This is a genomic window from Pseudomonas sp. EA_35y_Pfl2_R5 (assembly GCF_963970805.1).
GTDB lineage: Bacteria > Pseudomonadota > Gammaproteobacteria > Pseudomonadales > Pseudomonadaceae > Aquipseudomonas.
This window is the reverse complement of the sequence record NZ_CAXAOW010000002.1, coordinates 464,862-488,281: the sequence shown is the minus strand read 5'-3', so window position 1 is coordinate 488,281 and position 23,420 is coordinate 464,862. Positions and strand designations below refer to the sequence as shown.

At 59.3% G+C, this 23,420-nt stretch carries 17 protein-coding genes and 1 pseudogene; 14 read left to right on the top strand and 4 right to left on the bottom strand.

Annotated elements, in window-relative coordinates; genetic code table 11:
- Positions 1-163 precede the first annotated feature (163 nt).
- The 6 genes from adk to AACX99_RS06175 all read left to right on the top strand — a co-directional run bounded on the left by adk (position 164) and on the right by AACX99_RS06175 (position 4,825).
- Positions 164-811 (top strand): adenylate kinase, encoded by a 648-nt coding sequence (gene adk, locus AACX99_RS06200; RefSeq protein ID WP_339410304.1) that lies wholly within the window; start codon positions 164-166, stop codon positions 809-811.
- Positions 812-1,005: 194 nt separating this feature from the next.
- Positions 1,006-1,791, top strand: a complete 786-nt coding sequence (locus AACX99_RS06195; protein ID WP_339410302.1) for a 5'-nucleotidase, lipoprotein e(P4) family — start codon at positions 1,006-1,008, stop codon at positions 1,789-1,791.
- A gap of 161 nt (positions 1,792-1,952) precedes the next feature.
- Positions 1,953-2,633, top strand: coding sequence for a tRNA (adenosine(37)-N6)-threonylcarbamoyltransferase complex dimerization subunit type 1 TsaB (gene tsaB / locus AACX99_RS06190; protein WP_339410300.1), 681 nt, complete (start codon positions 1,953-1,955; stop codon positions 2,631-2,633).
- A 136-nt stretch (positions 2,634-2,769) separates the two neighbouring features.
- Positions 2,770-3,111 carry a hypothetical protein gene (locus AACX99_RS06185; RefSeq protein WP_339410299.1) on the top strand — a complete coding sequence of 114 codons (342 nt, stop codon included), beginning with the start codon at positions 2,770-2,772 and terminating at the stop codon, positions 3,109-3,111.
- A gap of 147 nt (positions 3,112-3,258) precedes the next feature.
- A complete protein-coding gene (locus AACX99_RS06180; protein WP_339410298.1) occupies positions 3,259-4,119 on the top strand; it encodes a DUF72 domain-containing protein in 861 nt (286 codons plus the stop codon).
- 13 nt (positions 4,120-4,132) lie between these two features.
- Entirely contained in the window at positions 4,133-4,825 is a 693-nt protein-coding gene (locus AACX99_RS06175; protein WP_339410297.1) for an extensin-like domain-containing protein, read from the top strand.
- Between the two features lie 264 nt (positions 4,826-5,089).
- Here the strand turns inward: AACX99_RS06175 and AACX99_RS06170 are convergent, their stop codons facing one another.
- Positions 5,090-5,854: a hypothetical protein gene (locus AACX99_RS06170; protein WP_339410296.1), complete on the bottom strand. Its 765-nt coding sequence runs from the start codon at positions 5,852-5,854 to the stop codon at positions 5,090-5,092.
- A 106-nt stretch (positions 5,855-5,960) separates the two neighbouring features.
- On the opposite strand from AACX99_RS06170, the gene AACX99_RS06165 reads away from it, so the two are divergent.
- Positions 5,961-6,755, top strand: a complete 795-nt coding sequence (locus AACX99_RS06165; RefSeq protein ID WP_339410295.1) for a class I SAM-dependent methyltransferase — start codon at positions 5,961-5,963, stop codon at positions 6,753-6,755.
- A gap of 78 nt (positions 6,756-6,833) precedes the next feature.
- Here AACX99_RS06165 and AACX99_RS06160 read toward each other — a convergent pair whose 3' ends face one another.
- Positions 6,834-7,472 carry a TetR/AcrR family transcriptional regulator gene (locus AACX99_RS06160; protein ID WP_339410294.1) on the bottom strand — a complete coding sequence of 213 codons (639 nt, stop codon included), beginning with the start codon at positions 7,470-7,472 and terminating at the stop codon, positions 6,834-6,836.
- A gap of 91 nt (positions 7,473-7,563) precedes the next feature.
- Here AACX99_RS06160 and AACX99_RS06155 point away from each other — a divergent pair, with 91 nt between their 5' ends.
- From AACX99_RS06155 to AACX99_RS06145, 3 genes are all read left to right on the top strand, one after another.
- Entirely contained in the window at positions 7,564-8,685 is a 1,122-nt protein-coding gene (locus AACX99_RS06155) for an efflux RND transporter periplasmic adaptor subunit (protein ID WP_339410292.1), read from the top strand.
- Between the two features lie 5 nt (positions 8,686-8,690).
- Positions 8,691-11,771, top strand: a complete 3,081-nt coding sequence (locus AACX99_RS06150; RefSeq protein ID WP_339410290.1) for an efflux RND transporter permease subunit — start codon at positions 8,691-8,693, stop codon at positions 11,769-11,771.
- A gap of 363 nt (positions 11,772-12,134) precedes the next feature.
- Positions 12,135-13,574 (top strand): sodium:solute symporter family protein, encoded by a 1,440-nt coding sequence (locus AACX99_RS06145; RefSeq protein WP_339410288.1) that lies wholly within the window; start codon positions 12,135-12,137, stop codon positions 13,572-13,574.
- 869 nt (positions 13,575-14,443) lie between these two features.
- Here AACX99_RS06145 and AACX99_RS06140 read toward each other — a convergent pair.
- Positions 14,444-15,694: a hypothetical protein gene (locus AACX99_RS06140; RefSeq protein WP_339410286.1), complete on the bottom strand. Its 1,251-nt coding sequence runs from the start codon at positions 15,692-15,694 to the stop codon at positions 14,444-14,446.
- 281 nt (positions 15,695-15,975) lie between these two features.
- On the bottom strand, positions 15,976-16,653 hold the full coding sequence (locus tag AACX99_RS06135) for a DUF4197 domain-containing protein (protein WP_339410284.1): 678 nt from the start codon (positions 16,651-16,653) through the stop codon (positions 15,976-15,978).
- Positions 16,654-16,968: 315 nt separating this feature from the next.
- On the opposite strand from AACX99_RS06135, the pseudogene AACX99_RS22150 reads away from it, so the two are divergent.
- From AACX99_RS22150 to AACX99_RS06120, 4 genes and pseudogenes are all read left to right on the top strand, one after another.
- Positions 16,969-17,859, top strand: a pseudogene (locus AACX99_RS22150) (cache domain-containing protein); the annotation flags it as partial.
- Positions 17,845-18,975, top strand: coding sequence for a methyl-accepting chemotaxis protein (locus AACX99_RS22145; RefSeq protein ID WP_445261842.1), 1,131 nt, complete (start codon positions 17,845-17,847; stop codon positions 18,973-18,975). The pseudogene AACX99_RS22150 and the gene AACX99_RS22145, both read left to right, overlap by 15 nt.
- 307 nt (positions 18,976-19,282) lie before the next feature.
- On the top strand, positions 19,283-21,853 hold the full coding sequence (locus AACX99_RS06125; RefSeq protein ID WP_339410281.1) for a bifunctional diguanylate cyclase/phosphodiesterase: 2,571 nt from the start codon (positions 19,283-19,285) through the stop codon (positions 21,851-21,853).
- Positions 21,854-22,241: 388 nt separating this feature from the next.
- Positions 22,242-23,366, top strand: coding sequence for an HDOD domain-containing protein (locus tag AACX99_RS06120; RefSeq protein WP_339410280.1), 1,125 nt, complete (start codon positions 22,242-22,244; stop codon positions 23,364-23,366).
- Positions 23,367-23,420: the final 54 nt, after the last annotated feature.

Here is a 23,420-nt window from a genome sequence, read left to right as displayed (position 1 = left end):
GGTGTATCCGACTTTCGGTGGCTTGTGCGCTATGGGTGCGCTGTGTATCTTGAGCGGCCTTTCGGCACTCTGGCCCAGTTTGGCAGCGCTGCTTGAACAATTCTGAGATTGGCCCCACGAGGCGAGTCCGACGATTTTTACTTAAATCTTGAGGAGCACATCGATGCGTGTGATTTTGCTGGGGGCGCCCGGTGCCGGTAAAGGTACCCAAGCTGGTTTCATCACCAAGAAATTTGGTATTCCGCAAATCTCCACCGGTGACATGCTGCGTGCTGCGGTCAAGGCCGGCACTGAACTGGGCCTGGTTGCCAAAAGCGTGATGGACAGCGGTGGCCTGGTCTCCGACGACCTGATCATCAATCTGGTCAAGGAACGCATCGCCCAAGCCGATTGCGCCAATGGTTTCCTCTTCGATGGCTTCCCGCGCACCATTCCTCAGGCCGAAGCCCTGAAAGAAGCTGGCGTGACCATCGACAACGTGGTCGAAATCGCCGTTGATGACGAAGAAATCGTCGGTCGTATCGCCGGTCGCCGTGTTCACCCGGCCTCGGGTCGCGTCTACCACACCGAGCACAATCCGCCGAAAGTCGCCGGTATTGACGACGAGACCGGCGAAGCGCTGATTCAGCGTGACGACGACAAAGAAGAAACCGTGCGTCATCGCCTGTCGGTCTACCACTCGCAGACCAAGCCGCTGGTGGACTTCTACCAGAAACTTGCAGCCGCTGAAGGCACACCGAAGTACAGCGCCATTGCTGGTGTTGGTTCGGTTGACGAGATCACTGCCAAGGTGCTCGCTGCACTCAGCTAAGCCTGTTGCAGTCAGTCAACGGCTCGCTTTGCGGGCCGTTGTCGTTTCTGCGGTTGGCGCGCAGGAATCGCTGAGCGTCGTTCATAGAACAGTAACCTTGTTCGCCTAAGCTAGCATCTGGCTGGTCTATACCACGAGATAAGGTGGTCGTAGACGTTCAGCCTTAATCCGTACTAAGGAAGAGAGCGCATTCAATGACCGAGAAAACAGCAAAGAGTGCCATCTGGTTGGGCCTAGCGTTAGCGCTGGTGGGGAGTCCTGTGGCCTTTGCCGATACCGCGGCGAAGCCCAAAACGGACTGCGCAGTTGCCGAGTTCACCATGGGCTTGCGCTTCCAGCAGCAATCGGCGGAGGTTCAGGCCCTGCAGCTGCAAGCCTACAACATCGCCACACTTAAGCTGGATGCTGCAGTGGCCGCAGCGAAAGATCCGTCCAAACTGGCCATCGTTACCGATCTGGATGAAACGGTTATTGATAACAGCGCGTTGCTTGCGCGCGATCTGGCCAACTGTCACACCTATGACGCCTGGGATACCTGGCTGCCCTGGGAGCGCGACGGCACTCCAGTACTGATTCCAGGGGCGAAGAAATTTCTTGAGCACGCCGACAAGCTCGGCGTGACCATTCGCTATATCTCGGACCGTGCCGACGAGCAGAAGCCACACACCCTGGCCACCCTGAGCAAACTAGGCCTGCCGCAGATATCCGAAGACAGTGTATTGCTGCTGGGCCCGCCCAAGGTCGAGCGCCGCGCCATCGTCAGTGCCGATCATCAAATTGTGTTGCTGCTGGGCGATACGTTGCATGACTTCGATGGACGCTTCCGCAAGACGCCGTTGGCCGATCAGCGCGCTACCGTCGCCGCTGAGGCTGGTAAATGGGGCGCCGAGTGGATCGTCTTCCCCAACGCCAGTTACGGCACCTGGTCCAAAGCGCCTTTGCAAGGTTGGGACGCCAAGACCGTTATCGAACCCTGGTAAGCAGCTTTTGTTCTGGCATGCAGCGGGTCTGTTCGGGCCTCTGCATGCCTCTAGTGCTGTGATTTCCCTCGCGTGACAGGCGCGCGAGGCAGTGATTACGCTGGAAAAAAAAGCCTCAAGCCGTTCTAATGCCGGTCCATTTCGTCACCTGTCCGAATGCAATGACCACTCTCCTGGCTCTGGATACCGCTACCGAAGCCTGCTCCGTTGCGCTGCTGCATAACGGTCAGGTGCTCAGCCATTACGAAGTGATTCCACGCCTGCATGCCCAGCGCTTGCTGCCAATGATCAAACAACTGCTGGCCGACGCCGAAGTACCGCTGTCGGCGCTTGACGCGATTGCCTTTGGCCGTGGCCCGGGTGCTTTTACCGGGGTGCGTATCGCCATCGGTGTTGTGCAGGGCCTGGCGTTTGCGCTGGAACGCCCGGTGCTGCCGGTGTCCAATCTGGCGGTATTGGCGCAGCGCAGCCTGCGTGAGCATGGCGCGCAGCAGGTGGCCGCAGCCATTGATGCGCGTATGGATGAAGTCTACTGGGGCTGCTACCGCGCCGAACAAGGCGAAATGCGCCTGGCCGGTGTCGAGGCGGTATTGCCACCGGAGCGCGCCAACTTGCCGGTTGATGCCAGCGGCGACTGGTTTGCCGCCGGCACCGGCTGGGGCACCTTTGCCGCGCGTATTCCTGTTGCGATCAGCGGGCACGATGTCGCCATGCTGCCCCACGCCGAAGATCTGCTTAGTCTGGCGCGCTTTGCCTGGGCCCGTGGTGAGGCGTTAGATGCCGACCTGGCACAACCGGTTTATTTGCGTGATCAGGTGGCCACGCCCAAGGCTGCGGTCTAAACGGCTAGGCTGCAATGCAACCTTCTGTCGCGGAGATTGCAGCATTGCATCATGCTCGATTGCCAAGCCGGTCTCTGGAGACTAAATTGCCACCCATCTGTGACCATCGTTGGCCCAACACGCCGAGCAGTAATTGATGCGTATTGACGGTTTTACCTCCTCTTACTTGCCAGACCGCAGTGCCCGTCCGGGCTCTGCGGTTACGCCATTTCGCGACGCACAGCGCGAAATTGAGCAGCGTCGTGAGCAACCGGCATCTCCCGCCAGTACTCAGGGCATTGAGCAAGTTGCGCAAATGCGCAAGGTCGAAGCCAGCAATGCCAGCACTGACCGCCTGCCAGCGCGCCTGCAAGATCAGCTGTACCAGCCGCCGTTGAACAACCGCGCCGCCCAGGCGTTGGCCAGCTACGGCTCAACCGCGAGGTTCGCCAGCGAGACAGATGCCCAGCAAGTTCTGGGCCTCGACCTTTACGCATAGAAGACCCCTGCGAAACTACTGCGTTTGGCTAGGCCGGGTTGAGATCAGCCTCGTCGTACTCATATACAACTCGTACACTGCGCCCCCTCGGCTGATCTCGTCTTGCCTGGCCAGCGCTCGTTACATTTCTCAACGGTCTTCAAATTGATGCTGCCTTACTACCTCGGTTGCCCATCATGGAGCGAGCCGGTCTGGCGCGGGTCCTTGTATCCAGATGGCAGTCGTAGCGCCGACTTTCTGCCGATGTATGCCCAAGTGTTCAACGCGGTTGAGGGCAACACCACCTTCTATGCGCAGCCGTCCTCAGCAACTGTTGCGCGCTGGGCCGAGCATATGCCGGCGCACCTGCGCTTTTGCGCCAAGCTGCCGCGTGAAATCAGCCATAACGGCGACCTGCGTGACCAGCTAAGCGCCACCGAAGATTTTCGCCGCTTGCTGGCGCCGCTGGGCAAGCGGTTGTCGCCGTTCTGGCTGCAGTTGCCGGCGAGCTTCAGTCCGCAGCGTCTGGCGGAACTGGTCGCCTTTATCGAGCCTTGGCAGGCTGGGGAGCTGGCCGTCGAGGTGCGTCATCCGGGGTTCTTTACCAAGGGCGAGGAGGAACGCAGCCTTAATCGCCTGCTGCATGGCCGTGGTATCGAGCGCATCTGCCTGGACTCGCGGGCGCTGTTCAGCTGTGTTTCCACAGCCCCGGCGGTACTGCATGCGCAGGCCAAGAAACCGCGCCTGCCGCTGCGCCCTACGGCCTTTAGTCAGTCGCCGCAGCTGCGTTTTATTGGTCATCCCGAGCTGCCGGCCAATGATCCGTTTATGGCACCCTGGCTGGATAAGGTTGCAGGCTGGATCGAAGAGGGGCGTACGCCCTACGTCTTTCTGCACACCTCGGATAACCGTCTGGCGCCGCAACTGGCGCAGCGCTTTCATCAGCAGTTGATGCAGCGTTTACCGGGTTTGCCAGCCTTGCCACAAATACAGCGTGAGGACGCGGTCGAGCAATTGGGGCTGCTCTGATAGGCTGCGCCGCATGACCTTCTTTCGTGCTTTTCTGCTTCTCTGTGTAGTGCTCGCTGGCCTGCTGTTGGCGATCTGGCGTGGCTGGCTGGATGTACCGCCGCGCTGGAACCCCTGGGCGGTGCTGAATATCCGCGAAACACCGAACCTGCTGACCGGCTTCAAACTGTGGCGGCTGCAGGATGATCCGGTGCTGTGCCAGCAGGCCTTGAACACCTCATCACTGCGCTTTACACCGCAGGTCGACAGCAACCCGGGAGTGGCCTGCCCGCTGAACAATACCCTGCGGGTTCACAGCTCCGTGGTTGCGTTCAGCAGCAGCTTTCTTGCCAGTTGTCCGCTGGCTGCGGCCTTTGCCCTGTTTGAACAACATGATCTGCAGCCCGCTGCCCAAGCCGTGTTTGGCCAGCGGGTCGCGCGGGTTGAGCATGTCGGTAGCTTCGCCTGTCGCACCATCGCCGGTAGTCAGCGGCGTAGCCAGCATGCCTCGGCCAATGCGCTGGATATTGTTGGGTTTCGCTTGGCCGATGGTCGGCGCATCAGTGTGCTGCAGGATTGGGCCAAGCAGGGCAAGAACGCCGAATTTCTGCGCCAGGTGCAGCAGGCCGCCTGCAAGCGCTTTAACACCACCCTGGGGCCGGAATACAACGCGGCCCATCGTGACCACTTTCATGTGGATATGGGGTTGTGGCGGATGTGCCGCTAAGAACCCGGTGCGGATCTGCTGCGCGTCGGCCCTGCTGCGTTAAAACCGGCTCGGCAAGCCGCTTGCGGCTAACGCGCTTCAGCGCGGCCCGAAGGGCGAGTGAAACGAGTACTGCTCATGTACAAAAGTACACTCGTGCGAGCCCAGTCCGCTTCCTCACCTGTTTTGACCAGCCGGAGGCTGTTACTACGTAGCGCCTTGCATGGCTCTAGCTCGCGAGATCGGAACACCAGTTCTGAAAGCGTCCCTACGGGCCGCTTTGACTTAACGCTGCGCCAACAATAGGTCGGCAGCCTGGCCACTGCGGCCGTCGGCGAATTCGAAGCGGCCGAGTTGGGCGATTTCGTCGTAGGCGCCTAGGGCAATCTTCACGTCACGCGCTTGCAGGTCGATGGCGCTAACCCCGGCCTGACTCAACGACTGGCTGGATTGCCGGCCCTGGGCATCGAAACGCAACAGGCTCAGGCGCTCGAAGATCGCATCCTGGCTGTCGATACGGCCGTCGCCGTTATCATCGTATTTGCGCAGTTCGGCAAAGCCGTTGGCGGCACCGTTCTGGTCGCCGAACAGTTCGCTGCCATCATCGATGCGGCCGTTACCGTTGCGGTCGTAGGCGAGCAGGGCGTCGTCACCGGTGGGCACGCTGATCTGGTCGAGTTTGCCGTCGCCATCCAGATCGAAACGCACTGAACGATTCAGGCCGCTGGTGCTGAAGCCGTTACCGGCCAGGTCGAGCACCAGAGGGTCGGTTTTTTGCGGTTCGGCGTTGACAGTGACGTTCAGCTCTAGCTCGCGTTGGGCGGCCAGTTCCTGAAAGTCGCTGGCCTGAGCGCTGACGGCGGGTGGTTCGCTGGGCGCTTCGGGCTGGCTGGGTGGTGCATCGGCCTCGATTTCATCGGGCATCAGGGTGCGGCGCAGAATCTGGTAATCCAGCGAGGCACGCTTGCCGTCCTCCAGCGTTTCGCTGATCGAGCTGGTGTTGGCCGCCGACGAAGCGGCACTGCGCGGGGCTGCTGTGACATCGAACATGGCGAACTCGTTGCGGCCGGAAGCTGCCGGGTCTGGCAAAATGCCGCTCAGGCAGGTTATCGGCCGCTATAGCGGTCAATTGAGTGATTTTTGAGCATATTTCCTGATGAGTGATGAGCGGCTAATAGCCAGAATTCGTATGCAAGCCCTGGCTCCCCATCTGCAGGCGGCGGCCGAGACTTGGGCGGAGCGCCTGGGTTTACCGCTGGACGGCGACAGCGAGTTTGCCCTGCAGCTGGGTGAGGGCGGCTTGCAACTGGTGGAGCTGGGTCCGCAGGCGCCGGGGCCGGTTAAGGTGGATTTCGTCGAAGGCGCTGTGGCGCATCGCCGGCTATTCGGCGGTGGCAGCGGGCAGATGATCGCCAAGGCGGTAGGCTTGCAGGCCGGGGTACGCCCGACGGTGTTGGATGCCACGGCTGGCCTGGGCCGTGATGCATTTGTGCTGGCCAGCCTGGGGTGTTGCATGACCTTGATCGAGCGCCAGCCACTGATCGCTGCACTGTTGGAAGATGGCCTGGCCCGCGCTGCGCTGGATCGCGACGTCGCGCCGATTGCCGCGCAGATGCAGTTGCTTAATGGCAATGCCATCGAGCTGATGCGCGCCTGGCAGGGCGATCCGCCGCAGGTGATTTACCTCGATCCGATGTTCCCACACCGCGACAAGAGCGCGCTGGTGAAGAAAGAGATGCGCCTGTTCCGCCCCTTTGTCGGTGATGACCTGGACGCCCCGGCACTGCTTGAGGCAGCGCTAAACCTGGCCAGCCATCGGGTGGTGGTCAAGCGCCCGCGCAAGGCCCCGTTGATTGATGGTGCCAAGCCCGGTTATGCCTTGGAAGGCAAATCCAGCCGCTACGACATCTACCCGAAGAAGAAGCTGCAGACTTCAAGCGACAAGCCATAAGCAGGGTAGCCCGGATGTAATCCGGGGGAAGGCAGCCCTGGATTGCATCCAGGCTACGGCTGGAGCGGCAAGCGTCTGTCAATCCGCGCGGAAAGCGCGCAGAAAGACTTCAACCGCATCGCGCACATGGGCTTCCGCTTCGGCGCCCTGCAGGGCTTCGCCGCAGCCGATCAGCAGGCGGAAGTTGGCGCCGCCCTTGATCAGGCAGAAGAACTGATCCGCCGCGCTCAGCGGGTCGGCAACGCGCAGCTTGCCGCTCTGATCGGCGCGGCGCAGCAGCTCTTCCATGCCGTGCAGCACGCGTTGCGGCCCGGCTTCATAGAACATCCGCGAGAGCTTGGAGTCCTGCGCCGCCAGGCTCACCATCACCCGGTGCAACTCCACCGACTCACGGCTGTTGATCAGTTCATTGAAGCCCCGGCCGATATTCAGCAGCAGTTGTGCCACCGGCACTTCGTCGTTCAGCTCGAACAGCAACTCCGGCAGTTGCTCCTCGCATTTGGACTGCACCGCCGCGGCAAACAGCTTCTCCTTGTCGGTGAAGTGGCTGTACACCGTGAGCTTGGATACCCCGGCTTCCGCGGCAATCGCATCCATACTGCTACCGTCATAACCATTGCTGAGGAATAGGGTCTTCGCCGCTTCCAGAATGGCTTTGCGCTTGGCTAGGTCTTTGGGGCGGCCGGGGCCGCTGGTTGGCAACACTTTGTTTGGCATTGGTCGTTTTTAATACTGGACTAGTGAGTTTGCTATTTTTACTATACCTGCCAGTTTAATTATTCAAAAGCCTCCACAAAGGTTCGTCATCATGCTTCGTCATGCACTGTCTGTTGCGTTGCCTGTCAGTCTTATCCTGTTGCTTGGCGCTTGCGGCAATGGCGAGCCCGCCAAGGTGGCCGTGCGCCCGGCCATGGTGGTGCAGCCGCAATTGGCTGGCGACCTGATGGATGCCTACCCCGGTGAGGTGCGCGCGCGCCTGGAGCCGGAACTGGCGTTCCGCATCGGCGGCAAGGTGGCCAAGCGTCTGGTCGATGTCGGTGCGCGGGTGAAGAAGGATCAGCCGCTGGCCGAGCTGGACCCGCAGGACGTGCGTCTGCAGCTGGAAGCCACTCGCGCCCAGGTCGCGGCGGCCGAGGCCAACCTGCAGCTGGCGCGCGCCGAGCGTGATCGCTACAAGACCCTGCTGGCGCGTAATCTGGTCAGCCGTTCGCAGTACGACAATGCGGAAAATACCTACCGTGCCGGTGAAGCGCGGGTGAAACAGATCAAAGCCGAATTCAACGTGGCCAATAACCAGGCCGGCTATGCCGTGTTGCGTGCCTCCGAGGATGGTGTGGTGGCGCGGCGCATGGTCGAAGTTGGCCAAGTGGTGGCCGCTGGACAGACCGTGTTCACCTTGGCTGCCGATGGCGAACGTGAAGTACTGATCAACCTGCCGGAGCAAGCCTTCGAGCGCTTCAAGGTTGGCCAGGAAGTGGCCGTTGAGTTGTGGTCGCAGCCGGATCAGCGCTTCCCCGGGCGTATCCGCGAGATGTCGCCATCGGCCGATCCGCAGTCACGTACCTTTGCTGCCCGCGTAGCTTTTACCGAAGGCAAGGTGCCGGCCGAACTGGGCCAGAGTGCCCGCGTGTTTATCGCCCACAACGGCGATGTGCCGCTGGCCGTGCCGCTGTCGGCGCTGACGGCGGAGAAGGGCCAGCCCTACGTCTGGGTGGTTGATCCGAAGGACTCCACCCTCAAGCGCACCGACGTGCGCATCGGCGCTTATGGCGAGAAGACCGTACCGGTACTCGAAGGTCTGCAAGCCACCGACTGGGTAGTGGCAGCCGGTGGTCAGGTGCTGCGTGAAGGCCAGCAGGTGCGTCCGGTTGACCGCGATAACCGTGCGGTACAGCTGACGGCCAAGGCCGATCTGACGGTCGAGGAGTAAGCCTGATGGATTTCAACCTATCCGCCTGGGCGCTGCGTAATCGCCAGATCGTGCTGTATCTCATGCTGCTGCTGGCGGTGGTCGGGGCTCTTTCCTACACCAAGCTGGGCCAGAGCGAAGACCCGCCCTTTACCTTCAAGGCCATGGTGGTACGTACCAACTGGCCGGGGGCGAGCGCCGAAGAGGTGTCGCGCCAGGTAACCGAGCGCATCGAAAAGAAGCTGATGGAGACCGGCGACTACGACAAGATCGTCTCGTTCTCGCGTCCGGGTGAATCCCAGGTCACCTTTATCGCCCGCGATTCGATGCATTCTGCCGACATTCCCGAGCTGTTCTATCAGGTGCGCAAGAAGGTCAGCGACATTCGCCACACCTTGCCCCAGGGTATTCAGGGGCCGTTCTATAACGACGAATTCGGCACCACCTTCGGCAATATCTACGCGCTGACGGGTAAGGGCTTCGACTATGCCGTGCTCAAGGATTACGCCGACCGCGTCCAGCTGCAGCTGCAGCGCGTCAAGGACGTCGGCAAGGTCGACCTGCTCGGCCTGCAGGACGAGAAGGTGTGGATCGAGCTGTCCAACACCAAGCTGGCCACCCTCGGCCTGCCGCTGGCCGCCGTGCAGCAGGCGCTGGAAGAACAGAATGCCGTGGCTGCTGCGGGCTTCTTCGAAACCGCCTCCGATCGTGTGCAACTGCGCGTCACCGGTCGCTTCGAGACGGTCGATGAAATCCGCAATTTCCCGATTCGCGTGGCCGATCGCACCTTCCGCATCGCGGATGTGGCCGAGGTCAAGCGCGGCTTCAATGATCCACCCGCACCACGCATGCGCTACATGGGCGAAGACGCCATTGGTCTCGCCGTGTCGATGAAGCCTGGTGGCGACATTCTGGTACTGGGGGAGGCACTGGAAGGCGAGTTCGCTCGCCTGCAGGAAACCCTGCCGGCCGGCATGCAGCTGAACAAGGTGTCGGATCAACCGGCGGCGGTAAAGACCGGCGTCGGCGAGTTCGTCCGCGTGCTTACCGAGGCGGTGATCATCGTACTGCTGGTGAGCTTCTTCTCCCTCGGCCTGCGCACCGGCCTGGTGGTGGCGCTGTCGATTCCGCTGGTGCTGGCGATGACCTTTGCCGCCATGTACTACCTCGGCATCGGCCTGCACAAGATTTCCCTCGGTGCGCTGGTGCTGGCGCTGGGCCTAATGGTGGATGACGCGATCATTGCCGTGGAGATGATGGCGATCAAGATGGAGCAGGGCTTTGATCGCATCAAAGCGGCCAGTTATGCCTGGACCAGCACCGCTTTTCCCATGCTCACCGGCACCCTGATTACCGCCGCCGGCTTCCTGCCGATTGCCACCGCGCAGTCCGGCACTGGTGAATACACCCGCTCGATCTTCCAGGTGGTGGCCATTGCTCTGCTGGTGTCGTGGATCGCCGCCGTGGTGTTTGTGCCGTACCTGGGCGCCAAACTACTGCCGGATCTGGCCAAGCTGCACGCGGCCAAGCACGGCGGTAGCGCCGATGGTCATGACCCTTACGGCACGCCGTTTTACCGCCGCGTGCGTACAGCGGTGGAGTGGTGCGTGCGTCGGCGCAAGACGGTGATCGTACTGACCATCGCCCTGTTTATTGGCTCGATTCTGCTGTTCCGCTTTGTCCCGCAGCAGTTCTTCCCGGCCTCCGGCCGTCTGGAACTGATGGTCGACCTCAAACTCAGCGAAGGCGCGTCCCTGGCCGCCACCGAAGAGCAGGCCAAGCGTCTGGAGCAGCTGCTTAGCGGCCATGAAGGCATCGACAACTTCGTCGCCTACGTCGGCACCGGCTCGCCGCGCTTTTACCTGCCGCTGGACCAGCAACTGCCGGCCGCCAGCTTTGCCCAGTTCGTGGTACTGGCGAAAAGCATCGAAGACCGCGAGAAGATTCGCACCTGGCTGATCGAGATTCTTAACGACGAATTCCCCACCCTGCGCACGCGTATCTCGCGTTTGGAAAACGGCCCGCCTGTGGGGTACCCGGTGCAGTTCCGCGTTTCCGGCGAGCATATCGACGAAGTGCGCCAACTGGCCCGTCAGGTCGCCGACAAGGTGCGCGAGAACAGCCACGTGACCAACGTGCACCTGGACTGGGAAGAACCGAGCAAAGTGGTGCGTCTGAACATCGACCAGGAACGCGCCCGCGCCCTGGGCGTCAGCACCGCCGATCTGTCGCGCTTCCTGCAAAGCTCGCTGACCGGCTCGCCGGTCAGCCAGTACCGCGAAGGCAACGAGCTGATCGAAATCCTCCTGCGCGGCACGCTGAGTGAGCGTCAGGAGCTCGGCCTGCTGCCGAGCCTGGCGGTGCCGACCGACAATGGCCGCAGCGTGCCGCTGTCGCAGATCGCTACCCTGGAGTACGGCTTCGAGGAAGGCATCATCTGGCACCGCAACCGTCTGCCGACCGTCACCGTGCGCGCCGATGTGTACGGCAAGGAACAGCCGGCCAGCCTGGTCAAGCAGATCCTGCCGACCCTTGAACCGGTGCGTGCACAACTGCCGGACGGCTACCAGCTGGATGTCGGTGGCACCGTGGAAGACTCCAGCCGTGGGCAGAAGTCAGTCAACGCCGGTGTTCCGCTGTTTATCGTGGTGGTTCTGACCCTGCTGATGTTGCAGCTGAAAAGCTTCTCGCGCTCGGCCATGGTGTTCCTCACCGCGCCGCTGGGGCTGATTGGCGTGACGCTGTTCCTGCTGATCTTCCGGCAGCCGTTCGGCTTCGTTGCCATGCTCGGCACCATCGCCCTGTCGGGGATGATCATGCGTAACTCGGTGATTCTGGTCGACCAGATCGAGCAGGACATCGCCGCTGGCATGGACCGTTGGCACGCGATTATCGAAGCCACCGTGCGCCGTTTCCGCCCCATCGTACTGACCGCCCTGGCGGCGGTACTGGCGATGATCCCGCTGTCGCGCAGCGTGTTCTTCGGGCCGATGGCGGTCGCGATCATGGGCGGCCTGATCGTCGCCACCGCGTTGACCTTGCTGTTCCTGCCTGCGCTGTATGCGGCGTGGTTCCGGGTCAAGGAAGCGGAAGCGAAACCCGCCTGAAGCGGCTGTTGCTGATGTGAAAAAGCCAGGCCCAGCGCCTGGCTTTTTTATGCCTTTCGGATAGGGCGTTTGCTGGTTTGCTGTCAAAAATATGCAACTACCTGCAGCTGCGCTTGAACAGGTTATGCAGCGATTACAGTCTGTTACCGAGGCGTGCAGAGCGTTTTGATGAATTATCTGCTTACGTTTCGTCGTTTTTGTTTGACATATTTTACGTATTTGCCAGACTGCGCGACCTTGAACGGGCGCGTGCAGCAACCCGTCGAGAATGGCCATAACAAAAACCTGTAGCCCATCGATCCGTCCCGCGCAGCCTGCGCGGGCCATGCATGCGGTGGGCTGACGTCTGTGGAACGGGAAAGCATGCTGATCTGGTTCGTTGCGCTCTATTTGCTGGTGACTGTCGCCATCGGTTTCTACGCCTCCACCCGGGTGCACAACACCCGCGATTTCGCCTCCGGTGGTCGTAGCATGGGCTTCCCCATCGTCGCCGCCATGGTGTTTGCCACCTGGTTTGGCTCCGAGGCCGTGCTGGGCATCCCCGCCACCTTCCTCGAAGAAGGCTTCGCCGGCATCGTCGAAGACCCGTTCGGCTCCTTCGGTTGTCTGTTTTTGGTCGGCCTGCTTATCGCCCGGCCGCTGTACCGGATGAACCTGCTGACCATCGGCGACTACTTCAAGAAGCGCTTCGGCCCGCAGGTCGAGCTGATCATCAGCCTGGTCATCGTCATGTCCTACCTAGGCTGGATCGCCGCGCAGCTGATCGCCCTCGGCCTGGTGTTTAACGTCATCTCCGACGGCAGCATCAGCACCACTCAGGGCATGTTCCTCGGCACCTTTATCGTGCTGCTGTACACCCTGTTCGGCGGCATGTGGTCGATTGCCCTGACCGACTTCTTCCAGATGATCATCATCGTGGTCGGCCTGATCTACCTGGTCTGGCTGTTCAGCGACATGGCCGGCGGCGCCGATCTGGTGATCAGCAAGGCGGCCAGCGAAGGCAAGTTCACCTTTATGCACGCCTTCGAGCCCAAGGATATCGTCGCCTTTATCGGCGCGGCGGTGACCATGATGCTCGGCTCCATCCCGCAGCAGGACGTGTACCAGCGCGTGATGTCGGCCAAGAGCGAGAACATCGCCGCCCGCGCCTCGATGACCGGTGCGGTGTTCTACCTCGGCTTCTGCATGCTGCCGGTGTTTCTGGTGTACGCCGCCTCGATGATCGACCCGGCGCTGGTCGAGAAGTGGTTGGCTGAAGATTCGCAGATGATCCTGCCGCTGATGATCCTGGAAAAGACCCCGCTGTTCGCCCAGATCATGTTCTTCGGCGCGCTGCTCTCGGCGATCATGTCCACCGCCTCCGGCACCCTGCTGGCGCCATCGGTAACCCTGACCGAGAACGTGCTCAAGCGCTTCTTGCCACAGCTGGATGACAAGCAATACCTGCTGCTGATGCGCTGCACCATCCTGGTCTGCGCCGTAGCCACCCTGAGCTTTGCCCTGTATTCGGATGCGAGCATCTACGAGATGGTCGGTAATGCCTACAAGGTGACTCTGGTGGCGGCCGTGGTGCCGTTGTTCGCCGGCCTGTTCTGGAAGCGCGCGACCACCCAGGGCGCGCTGGTGGCTATCGCCTTTGGTCTGGTGTCGTGGATTTACCTGGAATACAGCTGGAGCGAAGCCGCCTTCTGGCCGCCACAGCTGGCGGGTCTGTTGTTCAGCATGGCCGGTATGTTGATTGGCACGCTGCTGCCGCAGTGGAGCCGTGACCACAACGGCACGCTGGTGGCGCAGGCGGAATAAGCCTGGCGCTTGGCCGACAAAACCCCGCGGATTGGCGGGGTTTTGTTTTTCGGCGGGCGAGGGCAGATCCCCTGTAGGAGCGGCCATGGCCGCGAGCTTTGCTGCTTCTTTTTGGGGGGGGCTTTGTTTGCGCCGCTTTTGCAGCGTTTCGGATATTGGTTCCGCCCTTACGGCGGCTCACTTTTGGCAGACGCCCCAAAAGTAAGCAAAAAGTCTTGCCCCTTGCATTCGGCCCGACTTCGTCGGGTTCCCTCGCTCCATCATTGCTCCAGAGGCCGGCGTACAAGGGCCGTCCCTGGCCCTTTACGCCTCTCGCCGCATCCATGCGGCTCGCTCCCTTCCACAACGATTCCACTCGGCCTTCTGATGGGGCGTTTGGCGTCGTCTGTGATAACGCAGAACAAACCGTAGGAGCGGGCTTGTCCGCGACGTTTTTGCTTTTTCTTCTGCTTTTCCGCTCTGCTTTTGCCTTTCGCTCTGCCCTCCACAAATCGCCCAAACAACGCGATCCCCGAATCCCGTCAGGAGGCCGAGCGGAGGTGCTGTGGAGAGGGGCGTTTGGCATGGATGCCAAACGAGGCATGCCGGGCCATGGATGGCCCGTCTTGCCGACCCTCGGAACAGCACCGGAGCAAGGGAAGTTGAGCGAAGCGAAACCCGGATGCCGGGCGCGCTTTCTCTTTGGTTACTTTCTCTTTGCGCGCGCAAAGAGAAAGTGACTCGCCGTAAGGGCGAAAGGGGGATTCACATTCAAAGCAGATGCGGCGGGTGTTAGAGGCGAGTTGGGTATCTCTGCGCTCAATCCCTCTACCCACTAATCCGACCATGAATTTTATCAATCAAGCTTCGGGCACATGTCTTGCTCAAATTTACTTGTCTGACCTAGCCTGCTTAATAAGGTTAGCTATCTGGGAAATCAAATTACTGAGATCACTATCTTCTGTTTTACTTGCACTTGAGGTGTCTGCAAAAATCGACTTTGCCACATCGGCCTTGAGCGCGTCTGCACTTGCTTTATCCATAAGCTCTATGTAGGGGTCTAGCGTAGACAATATATGTTGACGCCGTCTATTCAGAACTTCATTAGACCTATGCTTTCCTGATTCTCTTGCAAAATAAAATGCAGGTACAAAAACCACCAAAGACAATGGGACGCGCCCAAGTACTTTCATCCACTCAAAAATATACTCGCCATTCCCTAGTAAGCCCTTAATTTCTGGGGTTACAAGCAAGCCAACACCAATAAGCATAAGTCCGCCAGCAAGCCATCGAAACCTATTTGCAATCTTCCTCTCTTCATTTGCATAAGAGGAATATGCACCTGCCTGCAAAGTGTTGATTGTGACGCCATAGACTTTAGATGCATCATCTTGCAATCGCGTCAGTACTTCTATTATTTTACCTATTCTTAGAGATAAATTATTAAATTGCGCATCTGAAGTATTCTTGTTGCTCTCGTAGAGAGTCGAAAATTTTCCTTCGTATGATTCTATTTCTTTCTCATATTTATTTGTGCGCTCAGTTTCCGAACGCTGAAATTGATTGTTGAACTCGGAGGTCTGCTGCTGGATGACTTGTTGAATGTTCTTCAGTTCAGCCTTTATTTCAGTCAATAGGCCTTGCTCTAACTCAAGACTCGATTTGACATTGCTGGCTTCCTCCTGAAGTTCTTGGACTCCGAGCTCATATTGGTTCTTTAACCCAATAACAAAATCATCTATCGCATCCGAATAATACTTTACACTTTTTTCTATGCTGGATTTTGAAAGAGAATGAATAGAGGACGGCATTTGTTGAGATACCACCAGAATGGTATCGATGTGCGAATTGGCATTATTCAAATGCCCTTCATTGTTGTTTCCAATAAATGCATTGAGTTCAGCAATGCATTTTGTGACTGCACCTTGCATCCCGGAAAGACTACTATGGGGTGTAAGCTCGGGATCAGCCTTGTCGAGAATATCTCCCACATAGGAATAGGCCTTTTTCATTCGCGCAATGCTTTCAAATGTGCTCGGTGTCAGCAAAGCCTCGCTCCACTCGCGGTGAATTAAGTTCCCCAAGCTCTCCCACTGACTAAAAACCGGGTGATTATTAAGTTTGTCATTCCACTGAGACATATTGACCTCAAATAGATTTATAATTTTTATCGAGAGTTTATATCATCCACATATGGCAATTTTGACGTTCTATACTTGCCTCGGTATAAGGGTGGAAATGTCTAAGTCGGTGCTCTGCTTTTCAAATTAAAACAATCTCTTGCTGCTTTTTTTTTTGCGGCTCGACAGCTGTGTGATTGTGGGGGAAGGAGAGGAGATATTATTTCCAATAAACCCGCTTTCTGCCGCTCCTAAACAGCCAGACCTAACGGTCTGGCTTTTTCACATCTATCCAACCTTTCTTACAACGCCCCAAACACCTTCTTGGCCAAACTGGTCGCCGCACCAGCCGGGTTCTCCCGGATGCTGGCTTCCTGCTCGGCGATCATGGCGAACAGACCGTCCAGCGCCTGCTCAGTTACATAGTTCTCAATATTCGCGCTTTTTGCGTCGATCACGCCGAAGCTCGCGGCTTGGCCGGCGAAGCTGTTGTATTGCTTGGCCAGACCGACCTGGTCGGTGGCTTGCTTGACGATGGGCAGGAACTTGGCGCGGATCTGTTCGCGGCTGGTCTTGTTCAGGTATTGGGTGGCGGAGTCCTGCGGGCCGCTGAGGATGCTCTTGGCGTCTTGCACGGTCATCTTCTTCACCGAGTCCACCAGCAGCGCCTGGGCTTGTGGCACGGCAGCCTCAGCAGCTTTGTTCATGCTTGCTTCGAGCTGATCAACCTGCGCGCCCATGCCCATCATCTTCATGGTTTTTGCGGCTTTACCGAGGTTGCCCGGCAGTTCGATGCGTACGTCCGGGTTGTTGCTGAAGCCGCCGGGTTTACCCAGTTGCTGCACGGCCACTTTGGCGCCTTGGGTGAGGGCGTCCTTGAGGCCGCCGCTGGCGTCGCTTTGCGTGAGGTCGGCCAGCGACAGGGCGAAGGCGCTGCTGGAGAGGGCGAGGCCGGCGGCCAGGGAGATAAGACGAAGCATGAGGGGAATCCTTGTGCGATGGGTAAGGCAATAGCTGGAGCTTAACGGAGTGTTGCGCGCAGGCAAATGTGCTCGTGTCGTACTCTGGCTGTTGCAAGCCCGTGCTGGTAGTTGGTGCTGCGCGGGTCAAGCGCCACGGCCCTGCGCTTATTCATCTATAACTCATGGCATACATCTGAGGTGTTCAGCATCAGAGCGCGCACGCAACATTAGTACTGTTTTTGCAGTACCTGATTTTGCCGGTAGAACTTGGAGCGGTTCGTAAGCAGTTCTGGTAGCCCCTCTTGAGCGTCCTTCCTTTGCAGGAGTAATGGCATGGCTTTTGTCCCCGTTCGGTTGTCGCAGCGTTTGACCCTCGGTTGCGTCGTCCTTCTGATTCTTACCGCGTTGGCGGTGTTTGCGGTGATGGCTCTGCGTGGTCAGCCGCGTGTAGTGGCGGCCAGTGGCGAGCTGATCGAGCAGACCGGTAGCGCCATCGTGCGCCAGCTGGCGTTGCAGTTGGCCAAGATAGAAGGGGTGACCGCCAGCCTGGCGCACTTGGCCGAAGTGCTGCCGCGTGAAGAGCCGTTGTACCTCAACAGCCTGCCCAATCTGATCGATAGCCAGGGTGATAAAGCGATTGCCGGCGGTGGTGTGTGGCCAGAGCCAAATGCCTTTAGTGAGGGCACGGCGCGCCGTAGTTTCTTCTGGGCGCGCGGTGGTGACGGGCAGTTGGCCTATTCCGACGATTACAACGCCGCCGATGGTCCCGGTTACCACAACGATGCCTGGTACACCGGTGCGCGCAGCAGCCCGGCCGGTCAGTGCCTGTGGTCGGAGGCTTATCAGGATGCGGTGACCGGCGTGCCGATGGTGACCTGTAGCGTGCCTTACCAGCTTGAGGGTCGCTTTGCCGGCGTCGCCACCCTGGATCTGCTGCTGGATGATCTGGCGCGCTTTCTCACCGAGCAGGGCAAGGTCACCGATGGCTACGCCTTCGCCCTCGATCAGGCCGGTAACGTGCTGCATTTTCCTGCCATGACCGGAACTAAGGGCGGCGCAATGCTCAAGTTCGCCGATTTGGCGCAGCAGCACAGCTGGCTTAAGCCGGTGCAGGAGGCGCTGGCCAGCAGCAGTTCAGGGGCGATTCGCAACCTTGACCTGGAGAACGATGAGCAGCTTAAGCAGGCCAGCCGCGTCAGCCTGTTTGTGATGCCCGATACCGGCTGGGTAATCGGCCTGGCAACCCCGCAGGAGCGGGTTACCGGCCTGGCCAGGGCGCTGACCTGGGAGATTCTGCTGTTCCTCCTGCCGCTGCTGGCGGTGTTACTGGCGCTGGCCTGGTTTGCTGGTCGCAAGCTAATCGGCCAACTGGAAGAAACCACCGCGCAGATCGATTCCCTGGGCCGAGGGTCGGCCAGCCGCGATGTTGAGCTGAGTGTGGAGCGCGAGGATGAAATCGGCGCGTTGCGCCACGCGGTCAATCGCTATGCCGGGCAGTTACGCACCATGCTCCAGCGCATCGCCGAGGAAGCCGATCACCTGCAGGCCGAAGCCGCACAACTGGGCGGCTTGAGCAGCACCTTGGCCGGGCGCGCTGAACAACAGCGGCAAGAGAACACCCAGCTGGCTGCGGCGATTACCGAGATGTCGTCGAGTGCCCAGGAAGTGGCGCAGAACACCAACGATTGCGCCAATACCGCGCAGAGTTCACTGGTAGTCGTGCAGCAGGGGCAGCAAAAGGTTGCCTCCAATAGCTCGGCGATTCAGGCGCTGTCGGCGGAAATGGCCGGCGCGGCCATGGTGATCAGTCGGCTGGAGAAAGACAGCCAGCAGGTTGGTGCGGTGCTGGATGTGATCAAGGCGATTTCCGAACAGACCAACCTGCTAGCGCTGAATGCCGCCATCGAGGCCGCGCGGGCCGGTGAGCAGGGCCGTGGTTTTGCCGTGGTGGCCGATGAAGTGCGCACCCTGGCGGGTAAAACCCAGGCCTCGGCCAATGAGATCAGTACCATGATCAGTGCGCTGCAGCAGGCCTCACGCCAGGCGGTGCAGGCGATGCAGGCTGGCGAGGCGCGTACCGAACAGGCGGTGGTCGAGGCCGAAGGCGCGGCGACGGCGCTGTCCAGCACTGTGCAGAGTTTCGACGATATTTCCCAGCGCGCTCAGCAGATTGCCGTGGCGGCGCAGCAGCAAAGCCATGTGACCCAGGAGATCAACGAACTGGCGGTGCGTATCCACAGCATCAGCGAGGAAAACGCCCGCGACGCCCAGGCGCTGGATGAGGTCAGCAGTGCCATGCAGGCGTTGTCGTCACGGTTGACCGGATTAAGCCGGGGCTAGCTGTTATTTAGCGGCTGTAACCAACGGGTGTTTGTTGCGTGTAAGCGCAGAGTTTAGGCGTGCGCAGCCCGGCGGCTATCCAGCTGGGCCAGCACCCACCAAGGTCGGCCTTGGCGGCCAACAGGTGTTGCGCTTGGTCAATGATTTTGGGGCGCGCCTGTCGGCTTAACGCCTTGTGGCGTGCGGCTTTTAGCTCAGTAAAGCTACGGCTGTCGGCGGCGAGCAGGGCGTTTTAATGCTGCTATGCTCGTGAAATAAAAGGGGTTCCCGCACGACAGTGTTTTTGGACAGGCCCTAAGGACTCTAAATGCCGCTACCCGCCGAATTGGCCCGCCTCCCCGGCAAAGCTGTTGCCTCTTCAACTGCCACTCGCCACTCCCTGTTGTTTATGGCCGCGTTGCTATTGCTGTTGTTTGTGGTGACCAGCGGGGGCCTGGTGCAGATCGCCCTACAGCAGAATGCGCGGGCGACCGAGCAGAGCTTGTTCTATCTCGACAAGGCCATCAGAGCCCGAGAAAAGTCGATATTGGCGACCCTTAAAGACTACGCATACTGGGGGGAGGCGTATCGCAACCTGCACGTCACAGTCAATTATGAGTGGGCTTATACCCGGCAGAATTTGGGTCCCAGCCTATTTCAGGACTTCGCCTATGAGGGCGTGTTCGTGGTCGATCCTCAGGGGCGTACCTCCTATTCGGTGGTCAACGGCCAGAGGGTGAGCAGCGAACTGGGGCAATGGCTGGGGCAAGACATAGACGAACTGCTGGAGCAGGCACGCAGACAAACCGAAGATGAGGAGCCGGTTGTCGGGTTTGCGCAGGTCGGCGGGCAAGCAGCGCTGCTGGCCGCTACCGGTTTTACCACGGGTGGCGATCCGCAGGTCGGCATACAGACAGGGCCGCCCTCGCTTCTGCTGTTTGTCGACCTGCTCACTCCCGCAAAGCTGCAGGCCCTTGGCCAGGATTTCGGCGTCGATAACTTACGGCTGGTGGCTGCGCCTGCCGACCCCCAAGCCTCGCCCACATTGTCGCTGACCAGTGTGGGGGCAGGGCCTCTGTGGTTGCACTGGGAGCCTGCACAGCCCGGTAGACAATTGCTCTATCTGATTTTGCCGCTGCTGGGCCTGGGCGGCGCTATTTTTGCTCTGATCACTTGGCTGAACCTGCGTTGGGCCATCGCGTCGGCGCGGGAAGTAGATGCCAGTTATGCCTCTTTATATGCCAGTCAGCAGGCGCTGGCTGCCAGTGAACTGCGCTTTCGCGATGTAGCCGAGGCCGCTTCGGACTGGATCTGGGAGGCTGATGCAGAGCTGCGTCTGACGTACCTGTCGACTCGCTTTCAGACGTTGACCGGGCATCCGGTCAGTTCCTGGCTAGGTCGTCCGTTGAGCGAGTTGATGCAGTTCCCTGGCGGGTTGGATGCCTGGCTGCAGGGGTGCAACAGCCATGCAATGGCCAGCCATAACTGCGAATGCCAGTACCGCGATCTCGATGGTGAGCTGCGCACCTGTCATCTGACATTGCTGCGTATTGAGGACGGCCCGATGGCCGATGGCTACCGCGGTACGGTTAGCGATATCACCGATGAACTACAGGCTCAGGCGCGCATCGAGCATCTGTTATTGCATGATGCGCTGACCGGCCTGCCGAATCGCAATCGCATGCAGGCGTTTCTCGAAGGCAAACTCAAGGCCCTGTCTTCAGCATCCAAGCCTTTGGTCATGCTGAGCATTGATTTGGACCGTTTCAAACCGGTGAATGACTCGTTCGGCCATGAGGTGGGCGATCAGGTGCTTGCCGAGGTGTCGCAACGTTTGCGCTTCGCTCTGCGTGACGGTGACTTGGTGGCGCGCATGGGCAACGATGAATTTATCCTGATTGTCTGCGGTATAGCTGCGGCGCAGGAAGTCGAGCGGCTTTGCGCGCGCCTGATCGCCGGTATCGAACAGCCTTTCAACATTGGCAGCCACACTATTTTTCTCGGCGCCAGCATTGGTGTGGCCATGTCACCGGCTGACACTAGCGAGGCGGATGAGCTGTTGCGCTTTGCTGATATCGCCCTCTACCAAGCCAAAGGCATTGGGCAAAGCTCTTGGTGTTTTTACGCCAAAGATATGAACGAGCGAGTCATCGAGCGTCGCCAACTGGAGAGTGACCTGCGCCAGGCCCTGGCCAATGAAGAATTACGCTTGGTGCTGCAGCCGCGTTACAGCGTTAGCAGCCAACGCATAGTGGCGGCCGAAGCCCTGGTTCGCTGGCAGCACCCGCAGCGTGGTCTGTTGGGGCCGGACAGCTTTATTGCGATTGCCGAAAGCACCGGTCTGATCATTCCGCTCAGCGCTTGGGTGCTACGTGCCGCTTGCAGGGAAGCCCTAAGCTGGAGCGAAGCGCTGATCGTGTCGGTCAACCTGTCACCGGTGGAGTTTCGCCGCGGCCAACTGGTGGCGCAGATCCGTGCTGTGCTCGAAGAAACCGGCCTGCCAGCGCACCGCTTGGAACTGGAACTTACCGAGAGCGTGATGGTGGAGGATGCCGAGGGTGCCCTGGCGTTGATGCTGGAGCTCAAAGGCTTGGGCGTGCGGCTGTCCATGGATGATTTCGGGACCGGTTATTCATCCCTGAGCTACTTGCGCACCTTCCCCTTCGATGGCCTGAAGATCGACCGCAGCTTTATGACCGACCTGCACGCCGCCGAGAATAGCCAGGCGATTATCCAGGCCATTATCGGCCTCGGCCGGGCGTTGGCGCTGACCGTGACTGCCGAGGGTGTGGAAACCCAGGAGCAACTTGATCTGCTGCGCAAATACGGTTGCGATGAAGCTCAGGGCTATTTTCTCAGCCGGCCCATGCCGCCCGAGGCGTTGCGTCTTTTGTGTTAGCCCGGCAGTGGGGCAGGTGCCTGCTTCGTAGAACGGTTGTGTTAGCGGGTTAAAGCGTTATTCCCCAAGTCTCGTAGGAGATGGAGCGGGGCATGCCTATTCGCGGCCATTGGCCGAAGCGTTCACGCCGTTTCTACAGTCCGTACACCGGGTTGCTGACGTCTGCGTTTTGGTCTATGGCAACTTGGCGAGTCGACAGCGCATCTCTCGAATCTCTGCGGGCATTCCACGTTTGGCGGCTGCTCTGCCAGTGCTCGTGTCAATGTCTACTGCCAGGTCAGGGTCATCAATGGAGTGCTAGGCTGAGTTGGTGAAATGACGGTCAGAAACGCGGCACGAGCCTATAGCTACATCGCGTAACGGATTGAAGCGGCCATGGGGGCGGTACATGCAGGTGATGATTGTTGACGATGATCCATGGATAGCAGATTTGTTGAAACAGATCGTCCTAAGCCTTCGTCCCGGCATTCAGGTCAATTGCTTTGGTGACATGCAAAGTGCTTTCGCTTCTTGGCAGGAGGCGCGCTATACCCTGGTGCTTGCTGATTGGAATTTGCCTGACGGTTCGGGCGTGAGTTTGCTGCAGAAAATTCGTTTACAGGACCGCGAAACACCACTGGTGATGATTACCGGCCGCTCTGACCGGCAGAGTGTGCTTGAGGTAAGGCGGCTGGGCATTAGTGCTTTCATTACCAAGCCATTTGATGTGCCACGTGTTGTGGCGTGTATTGAAGGGCTCCTCCCGCAGCAGGATTTTGTAGCCACGGCTCCCATGACTCAGGAAGCATTCACCGCCTATTTGAGCGGGCTGACAGCTGACGGCCTCGACTTGCCGATGCTGGAACAGGTGAAAGAGCAGCTTCAACTGGGTTATCGCGGAGAGTCACTTGATTTGCGTGAATTGGCGAGTGGCTGGCAAGGTGACCCGTCACTTTGCGTGCACCTTATTGCCGCGTCCAATAGCGCGGCCTATATCGGTTTGGGCGCGCAGTGCACCAGCTTGCGTGATGCGCTTAGGCGCCTCGGGCCGCGTACCAGTGTGAATCTGGCGATGGGGTTTGCCTTAAAGCAGGTCAACATGCAGGACAATTTAGTCCTGTCAGTGCTCATGAAAGATTATTTGGACAATGCCACCGCTCTTGCTGAGCGTGTGGTTTCGTTGGCTAAGCAGTGTGGCATTGAGCCGGTGCCACTGCAGACTGCTGCTCTGTTACATCGAATCGGCGAGCTGTGTGTGATCTATCAAGCTTATAAGTGGGAAAACCAAGGTAATACGCTGGATGAAAACCTGCTTATGCAGGCTATCTGCGATTTTGCCGCGCCATTTGCGATCAAGCTGAAAGCCCAGTGGGAACTGCCTATGGCCTTGCGAGAATTGATAGGTGCTGTTTATGCGCTGCCACAGGCGCAGGTCCGCCGCGAGCAGGTACTGATGCGGCTTGCAGCCGCTATAAATAATAGCGAACCACCGGCCACTGTTGACCGGCTGAGCAGACTCGCTGGTTTGGCGTGAGGTATGGGCATACATTCGGTGAACTACCAGTAAACACAAAGCGAGCTAGGCTGA